The organism is Aurantiacibacter rhizosphaerae, from assembly GCF_009807005.1.
Classification (GTDB): Bacteria; Pseudomonadota; Alphaproteobacteria; order Sphingomonadales; family Sphingomonadaceae; genus Alteraurantiacibacter; species Alteraurantiacibacter rhizosphaerae.
Map to the genome: position 1 here is coordinate 504,931 of NZ_WUBR01000001.1, position 18,916 is coordinate 523,846.

At 58.5% G+C, this 18,916-nt stretch carries 13 protein-coding genes; 7 read left to right on the top strand and 6 right to left on the bottom strand.

What is annotated here, in order from left to right; translation table 11 throughout:
* Positions 1–29: 29 nt before the first annotated feature.
* The gene (locus GRF63_RS02395; protein WP_160484411.1) at positions 30–413 is read right to left on the bottom strand and encodes a DUF3768 domain-containing protein; all 384 of its coding nucleotides are present in this window, start codon (positions 411–413) and stop codon (positions 30–32) included.
* Positions 410–598 carry a hypothetical protein gene (locus GRF63_RS02400; RefSeq protein WP_160484412.1) on the bottom strand — a complete coding sequence of 63 codons (189 nt, stop codon included), beginning with the start codon at positions 596–598 and terminating at the stop codon, positions 410–412. The genes GRF63_RS02395 and GRF63_RS02400 overlap by 4 nt, the downstream gene beginning before the upstream one ends.
* A gap of 668 nt (positions 599–1,266) precedes the next feature.
* Here GRF63_RS02400 and GRF63_RS02405 point away from each other — a divergent pair.
* From GRF63_RS02405 to GRF63_RS02435, 7 genes are read left to right on the top strand one after another with little or no spacing between them, the layout of a single operon-like run.
* Positions 1,267–4,296, top strand: a complete 3,030-nt coding sequence (locus GRF63_RS02405; protein WP_419865941.1) for a BPTD_3080 family restriction endonuclease — start codon at positions 1,267–1,269, stop codon at positions 4,294–4,296.
* Complete coding sequence (locus tag GRF63_RS02410) at positions 4,289–5,203, top strand: hypothetical protein (RefSeq protein WP_160484413.1); 915 nt, start codon at positions 4,289–4,291, stop codon at positions 5,201–5,203. The genes GRF63_RS02405 and GRF63_RS02410 overlap by 8 nt, the downstream gene beginning before the upstream one ends.
* A gap of 3 nt (positions 5,204–5,206) precedes the next feature.
* A complete protein-coding gene (locus tag GRF63_RS02415; RefSeq protein WP_160484414.1) occupies positions 5,207–8,368 on the top strand; it encodes a site-specific DNA-methyltransferase in 3,162 nt (1,053 codons plus the stop codon).
* Positions 8,369–8,372: 4 nt separating this feature from the next.
* Positions 8,373–8,768 carry a hypothetical protein gene (locus tag GRF63_RS02420; protein ID WP_160484415.1) on the top strand — a complete coding sequence of 132 codons (396 nt, stop codon included), beginning with the start codon at positions 8,373–8,375 and terminating at the stop codon, positions 8,766–8,768.
* 6 nt (positions 8,769–8,774) lie between these two features.
* On the top strand, positions 8,775–9,437 hold the full coding sequence (locus tag GRF63_RS02425; protein ID WP_160484416.1) for a hypothetical protein: 663 nt from the start codon (positions 8,775–8,777) through the stop codon (positions 9,435–9,437).
* Positions 9,438–9,486: 49 nt separating this feature from the next.
* Complete coding sequence (locus GRF63_RS02430) at positions 9,487–10,704, top strand: DUF4062 domain-containing protein (RefSeq protein WP_160484417.1); 1,218 nt, start codon at positions 9,487–9,489, stop codon at positions 10,702–10,704.
* Entirely contained in the window at positions 10,701–12,764 is a 2,064-nt protein-coding gene (locus GRF63_RS02435) for a UvrD-helicase domain-containing protein (protein ID WP_160484418.1), read from the top strand. Before GRF63_RS02430 ends, GRF63_RS02435 begins: the two co-directional genes overlap by 4 nt.
* A 57-nt stretch (positions 12,765–12,821) precedes the next feature.
* Here GRF63_RS02435 and GRF63_RS02440 read toward each other — a convergent pair whose 3' ends face one another.
* The 4 genes from GRF63_RS02440 to GRF63_RS02455 form a co-directional block, all read right to left on the bottom strand.
* The gene (locus GRF63_RS02440; RefSeq protein WP_160484419.1) at positions 12,822–13,697 is read right to left on the bottom strand and encodes an ArdC family protein; all 876 of its coding nucleotides are present in this window, start codon (positions 13,695–13,697) and stop codon (positions 12,822–12,824) included.
* Positions 13,698–13,920: 223 nt separating this feature from the next.
* Positions 13,921–16,668 carry a MobF family relaxase gene (mobF, locus tag GRF63_RS02445; protein ID WP_160484420.1) on the bottom strand — a complete coding sequence of 916 codons (2,748 nt, stop codon included), beginning with the start codon at positions 16,666–16,668 and terminating at the stop codon, positions 13,921–13,923.
* The gene (locus GRF63_RS02450; protein ID WP_160484421.1) at positions 16,668–18,488 is read right to left on the bottom strand and encodes a type IV secretion system DNA-binding domain-containing protein; all 1,821 of its coding nucleotides are present in this window, start codon (positions 18,486–18,488) and stop codon (positions 16,668–16,670) included. Before GRF63_RS02450 ends, mobF begins: the two co-directional genes overlap by 1 nt.
* Positions 18,485–18,859 carry a hypothetical protein gene (locus GRF63_RS02455; RefSeq protein ID WP_066842357.1) on the bottom strand — a complete coding sequence of 125 codons (375 nt, stop codon included), beginning with the start codon at positions 18,857–18,859 and terminating at the stop codon, positions 18,485–18,487. Before GRF63_RS02455 ends, GRF63_RS02450 begins: the two co-directional genes overlap by 4 nt.
* Positions 18,860–18,916: the final 57 nt, after the last annotated feature.

The window sequence follows — 18,916 nt, forward strand, 5'->3', positions numbered from 1 at the left end:
CGTGTCAGGCGGCGCGCGGACTGCCTCCCTCAATACTCGCGGGCCAGCATTATGGTGAGCACCCACCGGGTAACGGCAGGATTGGCGGGGTCGTCGCTGCCAAACCGCAATTCGCGGTCGTAAGCATCAATCTTCCAGAACACGGTTTCGGCAGGCCGCACCGGTCGCGTGGTTGTCCAGCGGCCTTCGCCATCCAGATAGATCGCCCCGAAATCGCGTTCTCCATAAGGATCGTTTTCAGGCGTGAAGGCGTCGAATGTCTCGACCAGCTCGCGCACCCGCGACTGATCCTCCTCCGACAAGGCCCGGAATCCCTCGGTTGCCACGGCAACGCAGGCAAGGCCCATCGCCTGCCGCGCCCGATCATTGAGCCGGGCAATCCGCTCGTTATTGGGAAGGGTGCTAGCAGTCATTGCACTACCCTCCCGCCAAGTTCGCACAGCTCGACCAACTCGCCAAAATCCTCGCGCTCGCCCAGTTCCTCGGCCAGTCGCCGCACGGTCCCGAACGGCAAGCCATTCTCGTTAGCCAGCATCCGCAACCAGTCCTCGCGGCACTCCGCCCCGCAAGCGCGATAGTTCAAGATCAGGTCACCCATTTTCTGTCCTCCTTCGGCTGAAAGCCGCATCCGACACGCGGCATGCGGCCTGCCTTCCGGCGAGGATGGGAGGGGGAGGGAAAACCGGAATCGATGCCCTGGCGCGGGCCAACGGGCACAGCCCGCCACACGGGGGCGTCTATTTCCGGTTTCGGGAACGAGAGGGCAAAGCCCTTGGTGTTCCCGCCAAGGATCGCCATTCGATCCAGAAGACATCGGCACCCTTGCAACGGCGCGAAGCCGACGGAGGTCCTGCGCGCGCGATCAGTGCGCCAGCGGGCCTCCGGCAATGAGAGAGGCAAGAGTGCCTGCGGGTTAGCTCAGGAATGCCGCGCCCTTAGGAGCGCAGAATGCGCGGGATAGAGCGCGTCCTCCAGAAATTCCCGCTCTGCTTGAAACTGCTCCTGATCGTCACCCGAACGGGCCGGGACTACAGGCCCGGTCCGCGCAAGCGGATAGAGCAGGTTGCCCGACAGGGCAGCTCATATCGGAGTGCAGCTATACCCCTCCTTGACGGTTTTGGGGGAAGTCACAGTCACCAAAGAAGCTTACAAGAAGACTGCAGTTGCCTTCACGCACTTTCGAAGGCACCAAGTAACACTAAGAACTTAATTTGGTTGGCAGAGATGTCTGGCGCTTGCCGGTTTCGAACGCCTACTGGGGGCACCGTGCCAGGCACATTTTACGATCAACCAATCCTGAATTCGCCATACGCGGCCCCGTCCTTTCATCACCCTCTCGATGATCACGGGCAACCGATCGAGCAGCCTGCGGTTTCCGGCCGGCGGCCATCGCGGTTTATCGTCCCCGTTCCGAAGTCACGAAAGAGTGCAAGTTCCGCTCAAGCGTCGTTGGAGCTCGAAACCTATACCGAGTACGGCTTGGTCAACGAGATCAGAGGCTATGTCGATGCGTGGAGAAAGCTCCCAAACCCAGCAGACTGGGGTGTGGAACCTGCAACACAGCGCCTGCTGGACTATTGGAGAAATCACAATTTTTCGGCCATCCGCCCCTTTTTCTGCCAAGTCGAAGCTGTTGAAACAATAATCTGGCTGACAGAAGTCGCGCCCAAGAGAGCCGCGACCAAGGGCCTACTCGATCAGCTGGTCAAAGCTAACGAGGAAGCAAATCCGGACCTTTTCCGGCTTGCCATGAAGATGGCCACTGGCAGCGGAAAAACGACGGTTATGGCCATGCTCATCGCCTGGCAGACCGTAAACGCAGTCAGGAAACCAACTTCCAAGAACTTCAGCCGGGCCTTCCTCATTGTGGCGCCTGGCATCACGATCCGAGACCGATTGCGGGTGTTGTTGCCGTCCGATCCGCAGAACTATTACGAAACCCGCGAGCTAATCCCGCCCGAACTTGTCGGCGAGGTACGCAAAGCCGAGATCGTGATAACCAACTATCACGCATTCAAGCATCGCGAGACGCTCCAGATTCCGAAGGTCGCAAAGGGTCTCTTGCAGGGCAATGAACCCGAACCAATCCGCACGCTAGAAAGCGATGCTGCAATGCTGGAACGTGCTTGCGGCGACTTGCTCAGCTTCCGGCACGTGAATGTCATCAATGATGAGGCCCACCATTGCTACCGGCACAAGGTTGGGGGCGAAGTGGAGAAGCTGACTGGGGACGAAAAGAAGGAAGCTGACGAGAACGAAGAAGCGGCGCGATTGTGGATCAATGGAATTGAAGCTCTTAAGCGCAAGGTCGGGGTCCGTGCAGTTTATGATCTTTCCGCCACTCCTTTTTTCCTGAGGGGATCGGGTTACCCGGAGGGTTTTCTGTTTCCCTGGGTCGTCTCGGACTTCAGTCTGATGGATGCGATCGAATGCGGGATCGTGAAACTGCCTCGCGTGCCGGTCGCGGACAATGTCCCGCAGACAGACAGTCTCATTTACCGCGACCTGTGGAAGCATGTTGGCAAGGACCTGCCAAAGAGCGCGAGTGCAGCCGGAAAGCTAAGCCCGCTGGATTTGTCGCGCCAAGCTCCAGAACTCATTACCGCGCTTTACGCGCTCTATAGTCACTATGAGCAGACATACGATCTGTGGGACCGGGAAGGGATCGATGTTCCTCCAGTCTTCATCGTCGTTTGCCAGAATACTGCAATCTCAAGACTGGTGTTCGAGTGGATAGCCGGTTTTGAGCGCGATGCCGAAGATGAGAGCGGAGAGCGCCTCGCGGCGCACCATGGTCATTTAGAGCATTTCCGCAATTATGACGAGCACGGCGGACGCTTGGCTCGTCCACGCACACTGCTGATCGACTCCCGTCAGATCGAAGCGGGAGATGCGCTGGACAAGGGCTTTCGCGATGCAGCCGAGGCTGAGATTGACCTGTTCAAGCGTGAGCTTGCTCAGCGCGAAGGGGCAGGTAACCCTGATGACGTAAGCGATTCAGATCTCCTGCGCGAAGTGATGAACACCGTCGGAAGGAAGGGAAGGCTCGGCGAACAGATCCGATGCGTGGTTTCTGTTTCGATGCTCACGGAAGGATGGGACACGAACACGGTCACGCATATCCTCGGTGTTCGCGCATTTGGCACCCAGCTGCTTTGCGAGCAGGTTGTCGGTCGTGGCTTGCGCAGGCAGTCCTATGAACTGAACGAACACGGACTGTTCGATGTCGAATACGCCGACGTCATGGGCATCCCGTTCGACTTCACTGGCAAGCCCCAAACGGCAACGCCGGTTAAGCCGAAGCCCGTCACGCGTGTTCATGCGATGCGCGAGCGAAGTGAGCTTGAGATCGAGTATCCGCGTGTCAGTGGTTACCGGAAGGATTTGCCCAACGAAAAGCTCGTTGCGGAATTCAACGAGGACAGTCGGCTCACGATCACGCCTGCCGATATCGGACCAACCAAGGTCTTCATGGAAGGCATTGTCGGTGAAGGCGTTGTCATCACGCCAACCGTGCTTGAATCCCTTCGTCCCTCGGAGATCAGTTTCAATCTAGCCAAGCACCTTCTGTACAATGTCTTCCGCGACGAAGACGGAATTCCGAAGCAACATTTGTTTCCGCAGATTCAACGGATCGCGCGGCGGTGGATCGATGCTGGCTACCTCGTCCCCCAGGGGGTTCCGATCGGAGCAATCCTCTATCAGCACTTGCTCGCGCGAGCCTCGGAGAAGATCGACGCTGCTTGCAACCGAGGGGCGGGCGACGATGTGAAGATCAAGGCTGTCCTCGACAGCTACAACCCAAAGGGTTCGACCCGTTTCGTGAACTTCATCACCTCCAAACCGTGCCAGGCGACAGCGGCCCGCCCGCCGAGAAGCCATATCAGTCATGTCGTGCTGGACAGCGATTGGGAGGGTGAGCTGGCCAACGTGCTCGAAAGCCATCCGAAGGTTCTGGCCTTCGCGAAGAACCAGGGTTTGGGATTTGAAGTGCCCTATCTGTGTGGCGGTGTTGCGCGGAGGTATGTGCCTGACTTCCTCGTAAGGTTGGAGGCAGAGAGCGGCGAACCGATCAATCTCGTGCTCGAAGTGAAGGGTTACCGGGGAGAGGATGCCGTCGCGAAGAAGGAGACGATGGAAACGCTCTGGGTTCCTGGCGTTAACCAGCTCGGCGGTTTCGGACGCTGGCACTTTGCAGAATTCTGCAATTGGGCCTCGATGGAAGAAGATTTTGCCAGCCTAGTCGATCAAGTGACCTCTGCGGCAACAAGTGCGGCAGGAGGTGTAGGTGTCTGAAGCTGCGAAATATTCTGCAACCGACGAAACCTTGTGGGAGCATGCGACCGCGCCACTCATGCGTATATTGATCGCTCGGATCGCGCACCGGTCTGATATCTCCTACGACGCTGCTAGGCAGTATGTGGAGAGCGAAGGGAGTATCTCACGCATCTTTACAACGCGCATGGGACACGTTGCTGGTTATCTGATCGAGCAGATTCATGAGGTCGAACCGGATGCCCCACTCATCAATACGCTGGTAGTTAGCCAGAAGGACCGAATGCCTAGCAAAGGTGCTGGCTCCTTCATGGCTAAGCGGTTTGGCAAACCGAAACTCGCGCAGGACAAAGCAAAGGAGCGATATCCGGACCTCTGGCGAAGCACCTATGAGAAGGCTGCGGCGGAGGTTTACGATTACGGCCTAGATCAATGGGTCAGCCTCTATCAAAAGGTCTTCGAGAAGAAGCTTTCGAAGCGAAAAATCGCCGAGATTAATCGTGGCCAAATCGATGGCACCGAGCGAGACGGTAGGCAATTCGGAGGGGGAGGCGAAGGCAAGCATCATAGAGCATTGCGGCTGTGGGTTTGTGCCAACCCAGGAAAAATTAGGGCTGCCTATCGAAACGCCCGAACCGATACCGAATGGCTTCTCGATTCCGCTGACAGAGTAGATGCAGTCTTCTTCAATGGCGATGAAACGGTAGTCCTCGAAGTAAAGTCTCGAATATCCAATCGAGACGATCTGTATCGAGGGGTATTTCAGTGCGTGAAATATCGGGCGGTCGCAGCTGCTATGGACCCTCGTGGGGAAGATGCGCCAATCACAGCGTATCTAGTCACGGAAGAGGCACCGACCGGGGAAATCAAAGACCTATTGCGTCTCCACAACATCAAACATTTTCAAGCACCGAAAGAGAGAAGCTAACCAATGGCCCGTAGTCCCAAAGGCCCCAAACAGGTTGGTGCGTTCAAGCATGATGAGGCTTCGCGGCGGAATATTCCGACCGCGGAGATGGAAAGCTTTTTCCGTCGCGAGGAAGATCGTGAGCAGCGTGAGCCCATCCACTATCCCCGCAGCCGTCCGCTTGCGGAAGGCGAGACGCGGGAGCGGGAGGAACATCGCGATCCGCAGTTGATCTGGAACGGCGCGCGTATTCGCATCACGCCGGAGCAGATGGAAAAGCTCGCACAAACTGGCGAGCTGGAGCTGGGTGATGCACAGCTGGTGTGGCGCGGAAAGGATACGCAGGACTGGTCCGACCTGATCGTCAACGTCCCGCCGCTCTATATTCAAGAGAAGATCCACCCCAAGGCGATCATCGATGATTTGAAGCGCCGCGCCGCGAAGAACGCCGAAGAGGAAACTGACGCACCAGACCTGTTCGGTGACCTGTTCCTCGACTTCAACGGGATCGATCCGGAGGCGAAGACCGAATTCTACCAGCACGACCAGCACTGGTCGAACCGAATGATCCTGGGCGATAGCCTGCAAGTGATGGCGAGCCTGGCCGAGCGCGAGGCGCTGCGTGGCAAGGTGCAATGCATCTATTTTGACCCGCCTTACGGCATCAAGTTCGGCTCGAATTGGCAGGTTTCGACCCAAAAAGCTAAAGTGCTAGATGGGAAGCAAGCCGACATCGCTCGCGAGCCCGAACAGGTGAAGGCTTTCCGGGATACCTGGAAGGACGGCATCCACTCTTATCTGACCTATCTTCGCGACCGATTGGTTGTGATGCGCGATTTGTTGGCGGATTCTGGCAGCATCTTCATCCAAATTTCCGACGAAAATGTCCATCGCGTTCGTGCAGTTTTGGATGAAGTGTTTGGTGAAGAGAACTTTGTCCGATTGATCACGTTCGTGAAAACGTCTGGTCAAACTGATCGCTTTCTAGCGTCCGTTTCGGATTACATTCTTTGGTACGCGCGTGATAAATCAAATGCGAAGTATCGGCAGGCATTCAAGATAAAATCGGCAGAGGGGGAGGGCGCATCTTCCTATACCAAGGTTCGGCTACCGGACGGGACGACATTCTCACTGTCGGAATTCGAGGCAACAAGCGAGCTGCCAGAAAGCAGCCAAATCTACACCACTGGCGACCTTACGAGTCAGAGTCCTGGCACTCGCTATCACGTTGGATATGAAGGCGCCGAATTCTTCCCCAAAGGTTACTGGAAGACCGAGCAAGCGTCTTTCCCAAGGTTGATTAAGGCGAACCGTATCGAAAAGGTCGGAAAAACGCTTCGATATGTGAGGACCTTGGACGACTATCCGGTATTTCCTATGGCTGACAATTGGACCGATACTGGAGGGGGAGCTGGCAGCGACAAAGTGTACGTAGTTCAGACTGGAGCCAAGGTGGTCGAACGATGCATCCAAATGGTAACCGACCCTGGCGATCTTGTGCTCGATCCCACTTGCGGAAGCGGAACCACAGCAACGGTTTGTGAACAGTGGGGAAGGCGCTGGATCACGATAGATACCAGCAGGGTTGCGTTGGCGCTGGCGAGAACTCGGCTGATGTCTTCTCGTTATCCATGGTATCTACTCGCAGATAGCGAAGAGGGGCGAGCGAAAGAGGCCGATCTAACCTTGCGTCCGCCATCCGACGCGCCGGTCCATAATGATGTTCGCCAAGGCTTCATCTATGAGCGCGTGCCGCACATCACACTGAAGAGCATTGCTAACAACGCTCGCATTGATGAGGTTTGGGAGCGCTGGCAGAGAGAATTGGAGCCATTGCGTGAAGCGCTCAACCATCGTCGCGAGCGGCTCTATGCCGACGAAAGCAAAGGCTACAATCGCGAAGAAGCGCAGATTGCTCCCGAGTCCGCCAATCCCGATCTGCCTCCGTTCGAAGAATGGACGATGCCGCGCGAGCCGGGCACGCCCTGGCCGGACGAAGCGCTGAAACCTTTTGCCGCGGCACAAAAGGACAGCACAAAGCGCGCAACGCGCGAAAAGCACTTGGCCAAGTTGAACGAGATATTGGGCCGGGCTTACACGCTCGAAACCTTGCCGGACGCTCCGGTCGATCCATGGGATGACGAGGAAGCCATCGCGCTCCACGCGCAATGGTGGGAAGCACGAATTGCCCGGCAGAAAGAAATAGACGAAGTCATCGCGAAGACCGCTGAGACGGAATATCTCTATGACAAGCCGTATGAAGACCCTGGCCGGGTTCGCGTAGCTGGTCCTTTCACAGTGGAGAGCCTTTCGCCCCATCGTGTTCTGCCAGCGAGCGAGGATGACAGCCTCGCCGAAGATCTCGATGCGGCTGAGGGCAAGCGCGTTCGCGAGGATGACGGCGTGAACAACGACTTTGCCGCCATCGTGATAGAATACCTTAAGAGCGAAGGGGTCAAGCAACAGGAAAAGGGTGACCGCATTCGCTTCGAAAGCGTGATCCCCTGGCCTGGCCAGTGGATTGGTGCCGAAGGTCGCTTCATGGAAGGCCCGGAAGGCAACCAGACCGAGCGCCGCGCCGCCATCTTCATCGGGCCGGAGTTCGGCACCACTGGGCGCAGCGATCTCGTCGCTGCCGCGCGTGAGGCGGTCGATAATCGCTTCGACCTAGTGATCGCCTGCGCCTTCAACTTCGATGCGCATTCATCGGAACTAGATGGGCTTGGCTCCCTCAAGATTCTCAAGGCGCGCATCAACCCGGACATGCACATGTCGGACGAGCTGAAGAACACTGGCAGCGGCAACATGTTCGTCGTCTTCGGCGAGCCCGATGTTGAAATCCTCGATGATGGCGGAGTGGAAATCCGCGTGAAGGTGAACGGCGTCGATGTGTTCGATCCCAACACGGGGGATATTCGCAGCAACGACACCAAAGGCATCGCCGCCTGGTTCATCGACACGGATTACAACGAAGAAAGCTTCTTCGTCCGCCACGCCTATTTCCTGGGCGCGAACGATCCTTATTCCTCGCTCAAGACCGCACTCAAGGCAGAGATCGACGAAGAGGCTTGGAGCACGCTGTACTCCGACACGTCACGGCCCTTCGAACGCCCAGACGGCGGGCGCATAGCGGTGAAGGTTATCAATCACTTCGGGGACGAGGTGATGAAGGTGTTTGGAGTCTGAGGCTATGAACCAGAGCGAAATGGCCGAGCTGGCGGACTACCTTGAGGCTCGCCTCCGCGAGATAGGCGCAACCGAGATCGCCGATCCGCGTCTGTACACATACGAATTGGAGGAGACTGGCGAACAGCACCTAGTCGACCCGAGAAAGCGGATCGTCCTGATGCTTGATGCGCTCGAACGCTCTGCCCTCCTGCTCGATAGGAGCACTTTCGATTCAGCTCGCGCGAGGTTGCAAGACAACGTCAAGGGGATGGAGGACGTTGATATTGTCGTCCGGCGAGTTGATCGTCCAGAACGAGAACGAGCTTCTTATCGGCTGGATGAGGAAAGACAGACAGAGCCCCTGTTCGCAGAACTGCGCCAGTTTCGTGCGCGGGTAATGGACGATCCAGGGGAATAGGTCGCTGTGGATTTTCCGTTCAAAGAGGCAAAAGACAAGGTAGACGAGCTGATTGCCGACTACCAAAGCGTGGTCGATCCAAGCGATGACTGCCCAGTCGAGACGGCAAAGGGGCGCATGTATGAGTTGGTAGTCCTAAGCTATCTCGTCGAGCACCTAACAACTCGAGGATTTCGGTTTCAGTTCCACGGAAAGGTTTTGGAGCTCAAGGAAAAGCCCGGTCTGATCAAGAATACTGATCCTTACTTTGAAGGCCAGCATCATCGAACTGGCGCAACCATACGCATCTACACTGATGTCCAAGTCCTAGGCCTCGGGTGTTTGATGGGCGGCGGTTCCGACTTCAGCAGTCATCATGAAGTTGATCTCGTAGTCGTTACGCCCGGGATCATTGGAAGGCCTAGCCCACATGATTTATTGCTGGGCGTCGAATGCAAGTCTGGGGCGTTTACAAAAGCGATCATCAAAGAGGTACTTGGCGTGAAGAGGGAGCTTTCGCTTCTTCAGCCTGAGACACGTTCCGACCTGTCGTGTTTGGCTGGCGATCATGTGCTCGTTCCAGCAGAGCCGGAAGTTGAATTTTGGCTCGCGTATTTCGATCCCAAGGGCGACAATTATAAGAGTGGCCCCGAGTTTTTTGGAATTCAGATGAAGCATATGACGCCATGAGGCCGGAGCGTTCCGACAAATCCACGAATCCGGGCCATGGCCAGGCTGGATGGACGCATTTGGCTTACATTGCCGAGAGGGGAAAAATTCGAACTTCGCGCGCGCGGGGCTGGCGAGCAATATGTGTGGACGGTGGGGTGGAATAGTGTCTCAGGCAAGACTCAAGATCATGCTTTCAAGTCGGGGAGACAACGCGTCGATCAAGGGCGTGGATGGCGACGAAGTTTCCCTTTCCCGAGTTCGCGGACAAATCAAGACTCGGCTGAAGGCTGAGAAGGTCGCGGGAAAGGCGATTTTCGATGTTTGGATAAATGAAGAGGAGGACGGCGATGGAGCTGAGAACTCCTGGGAGGAATGCATCAACCAAGCGGAAAAGTGCGATCTGTTCATAAGTCTCTACAACGGCCACGCCGGCTGGCAGAGAGACGGATCTGGAATCGGAATATGCCACGCTGAGTTCGACGCCGCCTCGGCTCAGGCGCCCGCGAAGGTGAAGGTTCTTCGGCTCGCCAAGCCGATTGTGAAATCAGACGCAGACAGGCGTTTCAGTAGTGCGATTGCCAAAGGGAATAGCTTCGATTCGTTTGTGTCAGAAGACGCCAAGGAATTGGAAGATCGAGTGGTCTCTATAGCCCGTGAACTTCTTCTCAAGGCGGCGCACGCGGGGTGTCGAGAATTTAAGCAGAGTGGCCCTAACATCGGTGAGGCACTCGAATGGTCTAGACTCAATTACGCTCAACGCGCTGAGCAAATTCAATTGAGCTTGACCACTAGTCTCCTCGAAAAACCCAAAGCGAAGGACGCGGGAAAGATTAAGGCTGGGGTTTTCGTTGCGCTCGAAAACACAAATGTCCTCTTCGTGTGCCACGCCGTCCCTGCTGCGTTTGGAATCTCTGCCGCGCGAGAGATGGTCGGTCAGCCATTTCTGAAAGACCACGAGTTCATTCGGGCGCTGGCGAAAACACAGGCGGCGGGTCCCATACATCTGATCGGTTGTTCGAAGACCGTCACCGAGAATCAAGCGATCAGCCTGCTTGGCTTCCCTGATGCAATCATCGTTCAGGGAACCTTCGGAATCTACGTTGCCGACAGGGTGCAAAAGATCCAGCTCTGTCTGATCCCCAATTGCCGTGATGCAAGCAGCACGCGGCATAATCTGCAGAGATTCTTCGAGTGGCTTGAGGGATCTGATGAGCTTCAAGACATGGTTGCTCGGGCAAAATCGCGGCGCTCCATAGTCGATGTGACGCTGGAGCACGTGGAATGAAATTCCACCTCGCCGAAACCTTCACAACAGCTTACGACAAGCTCACTGGGCAGGAACAAAAAGCGGTAAAGGCGACCGTTTTCGATCTGCAACTCGATCCTTCCGGGCGTGGTTTGCGGATGCACCGGATCGACAATTCAAATGATCCGAATTTCTGGTCGATGCGGGTCAATCGCGACGTTAGATTGATCATCCACAAGACTGGCGATAGCCTCTTAGTTGCCTATGTCGATCATCACGACAAGGCGTATGCCTGGGCAGAACGTCGCCGGATCGAGGCGCATCCCAAGACCGGCGCTATTCAGATTGTCGAAGTGCGAGAGCGGGTTGAGGAAATCGCCCCACCTGAGCAGTTCGACTTCGTATACCCTGCCGAGGATGTTGCTCCCGAAACACCAGCAAGCGCACCAAAGCACTTTGCTGCGCTAGCGGACGATGCTCTCCTTTCTGTCGGCGTTCCTTCAGATTGGCTCGCAGATATTCGCGCGGCGACGGAAGACGAATTTTTTGTCCTGGCCGAGCATCTTCCCAGCGAAGCTGCGGAAGCGCTTTTGGAATTTGCGGCAACTGGAAAGCTGCCTGCGTTTGCTATTGAGCCCACCTCTGACCCGTTCGAGCACCCGGATGCGCAGCGGCGCATCAGGCTCATTTCGGATAGCGAGGAGCTCGAGCAGGCGCTTGCTTTCCCATGGGAGAAGTGGGGTGTTTTTCTGCACCCGGCACAGCGCAAAATTGTCGATCAAGACTTCAACGGCCCAGCGCGGGTTGCTGGATCGGCAGGTACCGGGAAGACCGTGGTCGCAATTCATCGGGCGGTCCGACTTGCCCGTGAGAATCCGAATGCTCGCATTTTCCTGGGGAGTTTTTCCGACCCATTGGCACGATCGATGGAGCGCAAGATTGCGGTGCTAGCCCCGGAAACCAGCGAAGTTACTCGCCGGGTTACAACGGCATCATTCCAAGCGATTGCCGAGCAATTGTTCCAGCTCGAATTCGGGGCTCGACCGCGCATCGCATCCGAGAAAGTTATTCGCCAGACGGTCGAAGCCGCTGCGGCGGACCTTAATCTATCAGGATTCTCGAACCGCTTCTTCGTGTCAGAATGGACAAATGTTATTGATGCTTGGGGTGTTGGCTCCTCGGACGAGTACGCGAATATTGCTCGAATGGGCCGGAAAAGCCGACTTGGTCCGAAGCAACGAGAACTGCTTTGGCCTCTGTTTGAGAGTGTGCGCCAAAAACTGAAGGCGGCAGGTTACTTGACGTCGGCTGATGTTTTCACCGAGCTTGCAGATAGACTTACCGAAAAGAGCGCCAAACCTTTTGACCACATTATCCTAGATGAAGCGCAAGATCTCGGGCCAGCTGAACTTCGCTTCTTTGCCGCTATATCTTCGGACAGTGATAATGCCTTGTTTTTTGCGGGTGATCTTGGCCAGCGAATCTTCCAGCACCCGTACAGCTGGAAATCACTTGGAGTTGATGTTCGAGGTCGATCATCGACGCTGAAGGTCTGTTATCGGACTTCTAGGCAAATTCGGAGTGCGGCGGACAATCTCCTGCCCCTACATCTGCGTGACGTGGACGGAGTAGAAGAGGCGAGGTCCGGGACCGTATCCACCTTCGAAGGTCCATTCCCCATTGTCGAAATTTTCGCTTCTGAGGCGGAAGAAGCAACGAGGGTCGCTGCGTTTATCTCTAGTGCAATCACAGATGGTGTTGCTCCGAAGGAGATCGGCGTATTCGTTCGAACCCCATCGCTAACACCTCGTGCGAGGGACGCTATCAGCGGCATTGATGAGAGTGCCGAAATCACCATCGCGAATATGCACTTGGCAAAGGGACTGGAGTTTCGCGCAGTCGCGGTGATGGCATGCGATGAAGGTGTATTGCCACTGGATGATCGTGTTGCGGATGCAGCGGACGAGGCGGAATTGGACGATATCTACGAAACGGAACGTCGATTGCTATACGTCGCCTGCACGCGGGCACGAGATCGTTTACTAGTCACAGCTTCCGCTCCAGGTTCTGAATACCTGCATGATCTCAAATTGGATTGATTCCAGAAGGGTCAGGTCCCTGAACTTGCATATATGGCGATCAAACTGCAGCCGACCTCATTCGTGAAGATAATCAGCGGCTTTGGCCGCCGCGCTCGCGGCGGTGAAGATCGCCCGGTTGTCGGCCTTGAGTACCTTCAGCCAACTGGCGAGGTAGTTGGCGTGATCCGGACGCGGACTGGCGGAAAGACCAAGGTCACCGCAGAGGAATGCTGAAGCAAGCTCGGCCACCAGCTCTTCCATAGCGTAGGCATCGTCACCGAACCGCTTGCCGAATGTCCGTGCAAGCCTGTGGTCAGCGCCAGACCAGTGAACGAGCTCGTGCAACAAGGTGGCGTACCAGTTCTGCGACGCACTGCCGCTGGCCGTTGCCAAGAACCGCTCGCGGTCCGGCATGGTGATGGTGTCGGTCGCGGGAGTATAGTGGGCGCTGTCGCCGTTGATGCGTACGGCGGCACCCGTGGCAGAAACGAAAGCGTCCGCATGCGGGATTGGGTCGAAGTCTTCTCCGTCCGGCATTTCGGGCAGGGGGTAGCCTTCGACCTGGCTGGCGTTGAACACATGTGACGCCTGCGCAAAGATGCGGGCCGAACTGTCCGGTTCCTCGATGTGATCGTCATCGCGCTTGTCGAAGATCTTGTAAAAAACGATGGGCGAAGCCTTCTCGCCCTTGCGGACCTGAGCGCCAAGTGACTGCCACTGGCGATAAGTCGCCCAGAAGCCATGTCCGAAGTCCTGCGCTTCTGCGCTAGCCCAGAGGGCAAGCACGTTGACCCCGCGATAGGCTTTCCCAGTCGCCGCATTCATGGGGCGCGAAAGCGGCGCGGTGCTGCGATGCCAAGGGAGTGAGAACTTGTCGGTGCCTCGTTCAAGGGCGGCGACGATCTGGTTGGTGATCGTATCGTAGATGCTGGCAGATTTGGTGCTGGCCATGGTGAAAATCCTTCGTCCATTCGTTGGGAACGCGGATGAAGGGACGGGCCGGATTGGCCGGGCGGGTCAGCGGTTACGCGGAACTGGCAACACGGGAGGGCGTGAGCCCGAATGGAGCGGGCAGGCTGTTGATCCCGCACGGTTCGGCCTGTCGAAGAGGAGCAGTTCATTCCAACGCCAGGACGAAGGACGCTATGGCCTGCCACCGCCGAGGGCTATTCGATCAGCCTAGCCCTGCACCCATCGCCCTGGACTTGCTGGCCTCGGGTTCGGTCGCACTCATGGCCGTCTGCTTCTCGCCTGCGCGTTCGTAGATCGCGCGGACAAGCCGATCCTTGTCGTCGGTGACAACCACGGCCTCGGCTTTGGCGCGCGACAGCGCGACATAGAGCATCTTCTGGTCGACCAGATTGGTTGAACGGCTGTCGGCGTGGATCACGACGCGTTCGGCGGTCTGGCCTTGTGCAGCGTGGGCGGTCTGGACCCAGGCATGACGCAAATGGGCGTCGCGAGGATTGGACAGATCGAGCTTCTGCTCACGTCCGTTGGTGAGCTTCACGGTTGCCCGGCCCCGGTCAGGATCGATACGTGAAACCGTGCCTCCAAGGCCATTCACCCGTCCCGCTTCCCGGTCGTTGCGGGTGAACTGCACGCGGTCGCCAGCGCGCAGCTCCATCGGCTTTGGCTCGAACACCTCGGCTTTGCCAGCTCCCCACTGCCGGGGATGCCAGTCCAGCGACCGTCCATCGCGGCCTTCAAGGGCAATGCGCCCGCGCTCAGGATCGACGGCGGCTATCGCGTAGCTTTCGCCCCGGCGCACGCCCTTGGCGGCATAGTCACGACTAAAGCGGACGACATCGCCGATGGCATAGCTTGCTGCCTCGCGCGCTTCGGCACGGGTCAGTCCTTTCGCTTCAAGAGCGTGGAACCGCACGGCTTCCGCTGAAAGCTCGCCGCGCTCGGTCAGATTCGCGCGGATCATGCCGGTGAGCCTGTCCCGGCCCTCGCGCGATGGTTCGATCACCAGCGTTCGGGCGCGCTCTGTTGGTGACAAGGTCAGATAGTGCCTGGCCATCGCTCCAAGGCGCTCGTCCGGGGTTGTGCCTTCGATTACCTCGCCGCCGCCGCGTTCAAGCGCGGCCAGGGCCTTGCCTGCATGGCCCTCGATCGAAGCCATGACGGCTTCGCGGGTTTCGGCATTGGTCTGCCGAACTACCTCGGCAAGTTTCCCGGTCGCCATGCCTGCCTGCTGCAACTGGGCAAAGGCCGCCCCCGCGCCGACCGAACCCAGCTGCTTCACATCGCCCACGAGCACAAGGCGGGCTCTCGCCTTGTCGGCGCGGGTCATGAGCTTTGCCATGTCGTGGGCCGACAGCATCGAGGCTTCATCGACGATCCAGACCGCGTCCTTGCTAGCTGTCTTCGCCTCGGGCGCGAGCAAACGCCGCGCCACGGTATCGCCGCGCAGGCCAAGTGCTTCGCCAAGCACAGTCGCTGCCGAAGCGGTCGGCGCAAGCGCGGTCACAGCTAGACCGTGGCGCTTTGCTTCGCGCGCATAGGTCGCGAGCACCGTGGTGGTCTTCGCGGTCCCGGCATAACCCTGGACGGCGGCAACGCGGTCGCGCGAAGTGAGCAGGTCTGCGGTCGTGCGTCTCTGGCCCTCGGTCCAGGCGTAGCCGGATCGGGCCGATTGCCGTGCAGCGCGCTCGATGGTCCGTGCTGCCGCCACCGGAGTGGCGAGTGATCGCGCCATGCCGCGCCCGGCTTGCTCTAGCCGCAGCATCGTCTGCTCTGTCTCGATCGCCTGCGGCGTCGTGAACCCCGCAAACTCCGCGCCGCGCCGGTCAAGGAAAGTGCGCGGGACAAGCTCGCCGCGTTCTCCGGCCTCGGCAATAGCTGCGCTGATTGCACCGTGCCCGACCTTGCCAAAGGCAAAGTCCCCGGCCTCGCGCGCCAATGTGCTGACCGAAAATACGGCCTCGCGTTCGGACAGCTTGGAAGCGGCCCATGTCACCGCCTGCCGCGCCAGCAGTTCCGGGCTGGCGGTTGCTTCGCTGCTCTTGGCCCGCTCACTCGCTTCACTGATCAGCCTGTCTCGCGCTACCTTGTCGAACCCGTGGGCATCGGCAGTCGCCCGCCAGTCGGCGCGCAGCGTGCGATGATCCGTATTGGACTTCGCCTCGCGCGTATCAAGCGCGGCGATCTGCTTCTCGGCGGCACTGGCTTCCGCGCGGTTAGTGCCCCGCTCGGCAAGCCGGGCATCGATTGTTGCTGTGCGCTGGCTCAGCGCATCGATGGCCTTTTTCGGCACGCCCGCGATCTCGAACAGCGAGTCCTTGGCCGGCTCTATCCGGTAACCCAGCGCGGCAACGCCATGCGCCAGTTCCTGTCGGTAGATCGCGCCGATCTCCTTCTGGAGCTGATAGAAGGCGCGCGGCTCAAGGCTGCGCCAGTTGCCATCCTTGTCCTGCGTGGCGTTGAGGATAACGCCGTGGGTATGTAGCTGCGGGTCCTGCGCCCTGCTCGTGGCATGCCGGAAGGTGGCGATGGCGAGATTGCCGGTTGCTTCGCGTCGGACCTCGCCGCCCTGCCTGATCCGTGTTGCCGCCAAGTGCTTCTCGACATGGGCGAGTGCCACCTTCACTGCTGCGCCATGCGCCTTGATCAGCCGTTTGTCTCCGGCAACCTCGGCCATGATCGAGACCGACTTGGGTGCGGACAGGGTGATGTCCCAGCCTGGCCGGTGCTCGACGTTGCCATCGCGCGTAGCGCCCAGTTGCTGTCCGGCAATGCGGCCTTCGAGCAGTTCGGCAAACTTCTCGCGATCGACCTCGTCCGACAGGCCCAGCTTCTCCGCTGCCTCGCCAAACCATTCGGACGGTGCCATGCCGCCTTCGGCATAGTAATCGTCGGCTTCGTAGTAGCTCGCAGCCTGACCGGCACTCGACAGCGCCGAGACCGATGCGACCATTACACCGGTCCCGGTTTTGCGTCGGGCTCGGCACCTTTGGCGATCTCGCTGACCCGGCTCCACAGCGTGCCCGCCGGATCGCCAGGCACGTAGGCGGGCTGACGAGCTTCGCCACGCCAGGCTATGTGATCGGCGGTAAGGCCGATGCGCGCGACCGGCAGTCCATCGGGAAGCAGCAGATAGCCCTGATGCGGACTGAGCCTCAGTTCGCTTTCGAGCACAGCAGGGCGGAACTGGCGCTGGGTGGCGATGGTCGTGCGCGGCACCTCGCTGCCAATCGACAATGTGTCGGTGGCAACGCGCAATTCCACTTCGCACTGACCGATGGTCTCACTCGCCCATTTGCGGGTTTCCTGATCGACGGTTTGCAGAAACAGCTTGGTGTTGCAGCAGGCGAGCATGGCCTCGGCGATGTTCGCACCATAGCGATTGCGCATCTGGCCGAGCGCCTGAAAGGTGAGCACGATGGCCGCACCAAACTTGCGTCCTTCTGGCAGAAGACGCGCCAGGTTCTCGACGCGTGGCAGGTCGGCGAGTTCGTCGAGCACGAACCAGATGCGGCGGTCTGGCGATGGCGAAAGCCCCAGCACAGCACTTGCTGCACATTCGAGCCAGCACGCCATGAGCGGCTTCGATGCCTCGAAATAGTCTTCCTTGCGCGGGACAAAGATCCACGGCCTTGCACCCTCGCACTCGTCCAGTTTGGCGATGAAATCGCGGAAGGCGAAACGGTCCTCTCCCTCGTCTTCGACTTTCAGGAACTGGATCAGGTTTGCCGCCTTGGCGAGCATGAACAGTACACTGCCGGTGGCGCGGTCAGCGTCGTTGGCAAAGGTGCGGGCCGACGAAGTATGACCCAGCCAATCCTTCAATTGCTCCTTGTCCTTGACCTGCAAGGCTTCAAGCAAGGCTTCGAGGCTGCAGTTCTTTTCCGCCCAGAGCGAGCGGATCATATTGGCGACAAGAATGCGGCTAGTTTCCAGCCAGACATCATCATCCTGGCTGCTGGTTTCCGAGACCAACTGGCGAGCAATCCGGTCGGCATCGGCGGGGTGGGAAATCTCGTCGAAGGGCGTCCAGAATGCGCAGCGCGCATCGAAAGGATTGAGGATGATGTCGCCGCGCGCAGGGTTGTAGTAATGCGCAATGAACTCGCCCGAAGTGTCGTAGACCAGCGCCGCTTCGCCGCGCCTTTCGATGCCATCGAGCATTTGTCGCAAGGCAGTGGTCTTGCCGCTGCCGGTGGTGCCGAGAAAGGCGAAGTGGCGGGTCTCGATCCGGCGCGGAACAGGGACTGGCCCGATGCGCAGCGCGTCTCTGCCACAGAGCAATGTCGTCTGCGCCGCAACGTCTTCTTCATCCGCCACACGAGTGCCACCAATGACACGGTCGGCGAGCGTATCCTTGCCCTGTTCAGACATGACGCGCTGGAGCACCCAGACCGTGAAGAGGCCTATCACAAGGCCGGTGATTGCACCGCCAGCTATCACTTTGACGACTTGCCAGAAGGCATCGGTGAAGAGCGGCTCAGAGGCAAACCAAGCGGCGGAAACGGTCCAGCGTTGGCCTTCCATCGCAATGTTTATCTTTATGTCGCTGCCCCCTAAGGAACCGAGCAGGGTCAGCACGTTGGCCCACGCATACTGCACTGCTGTCGTTATCGCGGGGCCATGCAGTAAGAACTGTGGGGCGATGATCGCTCCGGTCGCTGCTGCACCAAGAGTGATCGTGGAAAAGAAGCGAAAACGCTGCTGCCAGTGCGCCATGCGCACCCGCCACAAGGCGTGCGCGCGGGTGACAAAATCGATGTTGGAATTCATGGCTCAATCTCCAAGGCGAGCGAGCGCTGGCGCTCGAATGCGGCGCGCGCTTCGGCTGCTATTGTCTCGTCGGATTTCTTCGTTCCCAGCGCCGCATGGCGCGCGTAAGCGTAGGCCGCACATGCAGTAAACAGGGCCCGGTCGAGCACCCTTTCGACCTCGGCGAGGCGCTCCGAGATCGATCCGATCTCGCTCGCCAGTTCGGCTAGATCGGTCTCCTTGTCGGTGCCGTGAAGGACCGAAAGGAAGCCCGCGTCGATCACCTTCAGGAGCATCGCATACTCCGACAATCCACGCCGGTCGGCGATGCCGGACAGCGACCGTGCCTGCGAAGGATTGAGGCGGATGGTGCGCTTTATGTGGCTCGCCATCACCACCTCCCGCGCGCGCTCGAAGCGCGCTCCAGAAATGGCAGAATTGCGAGGGTC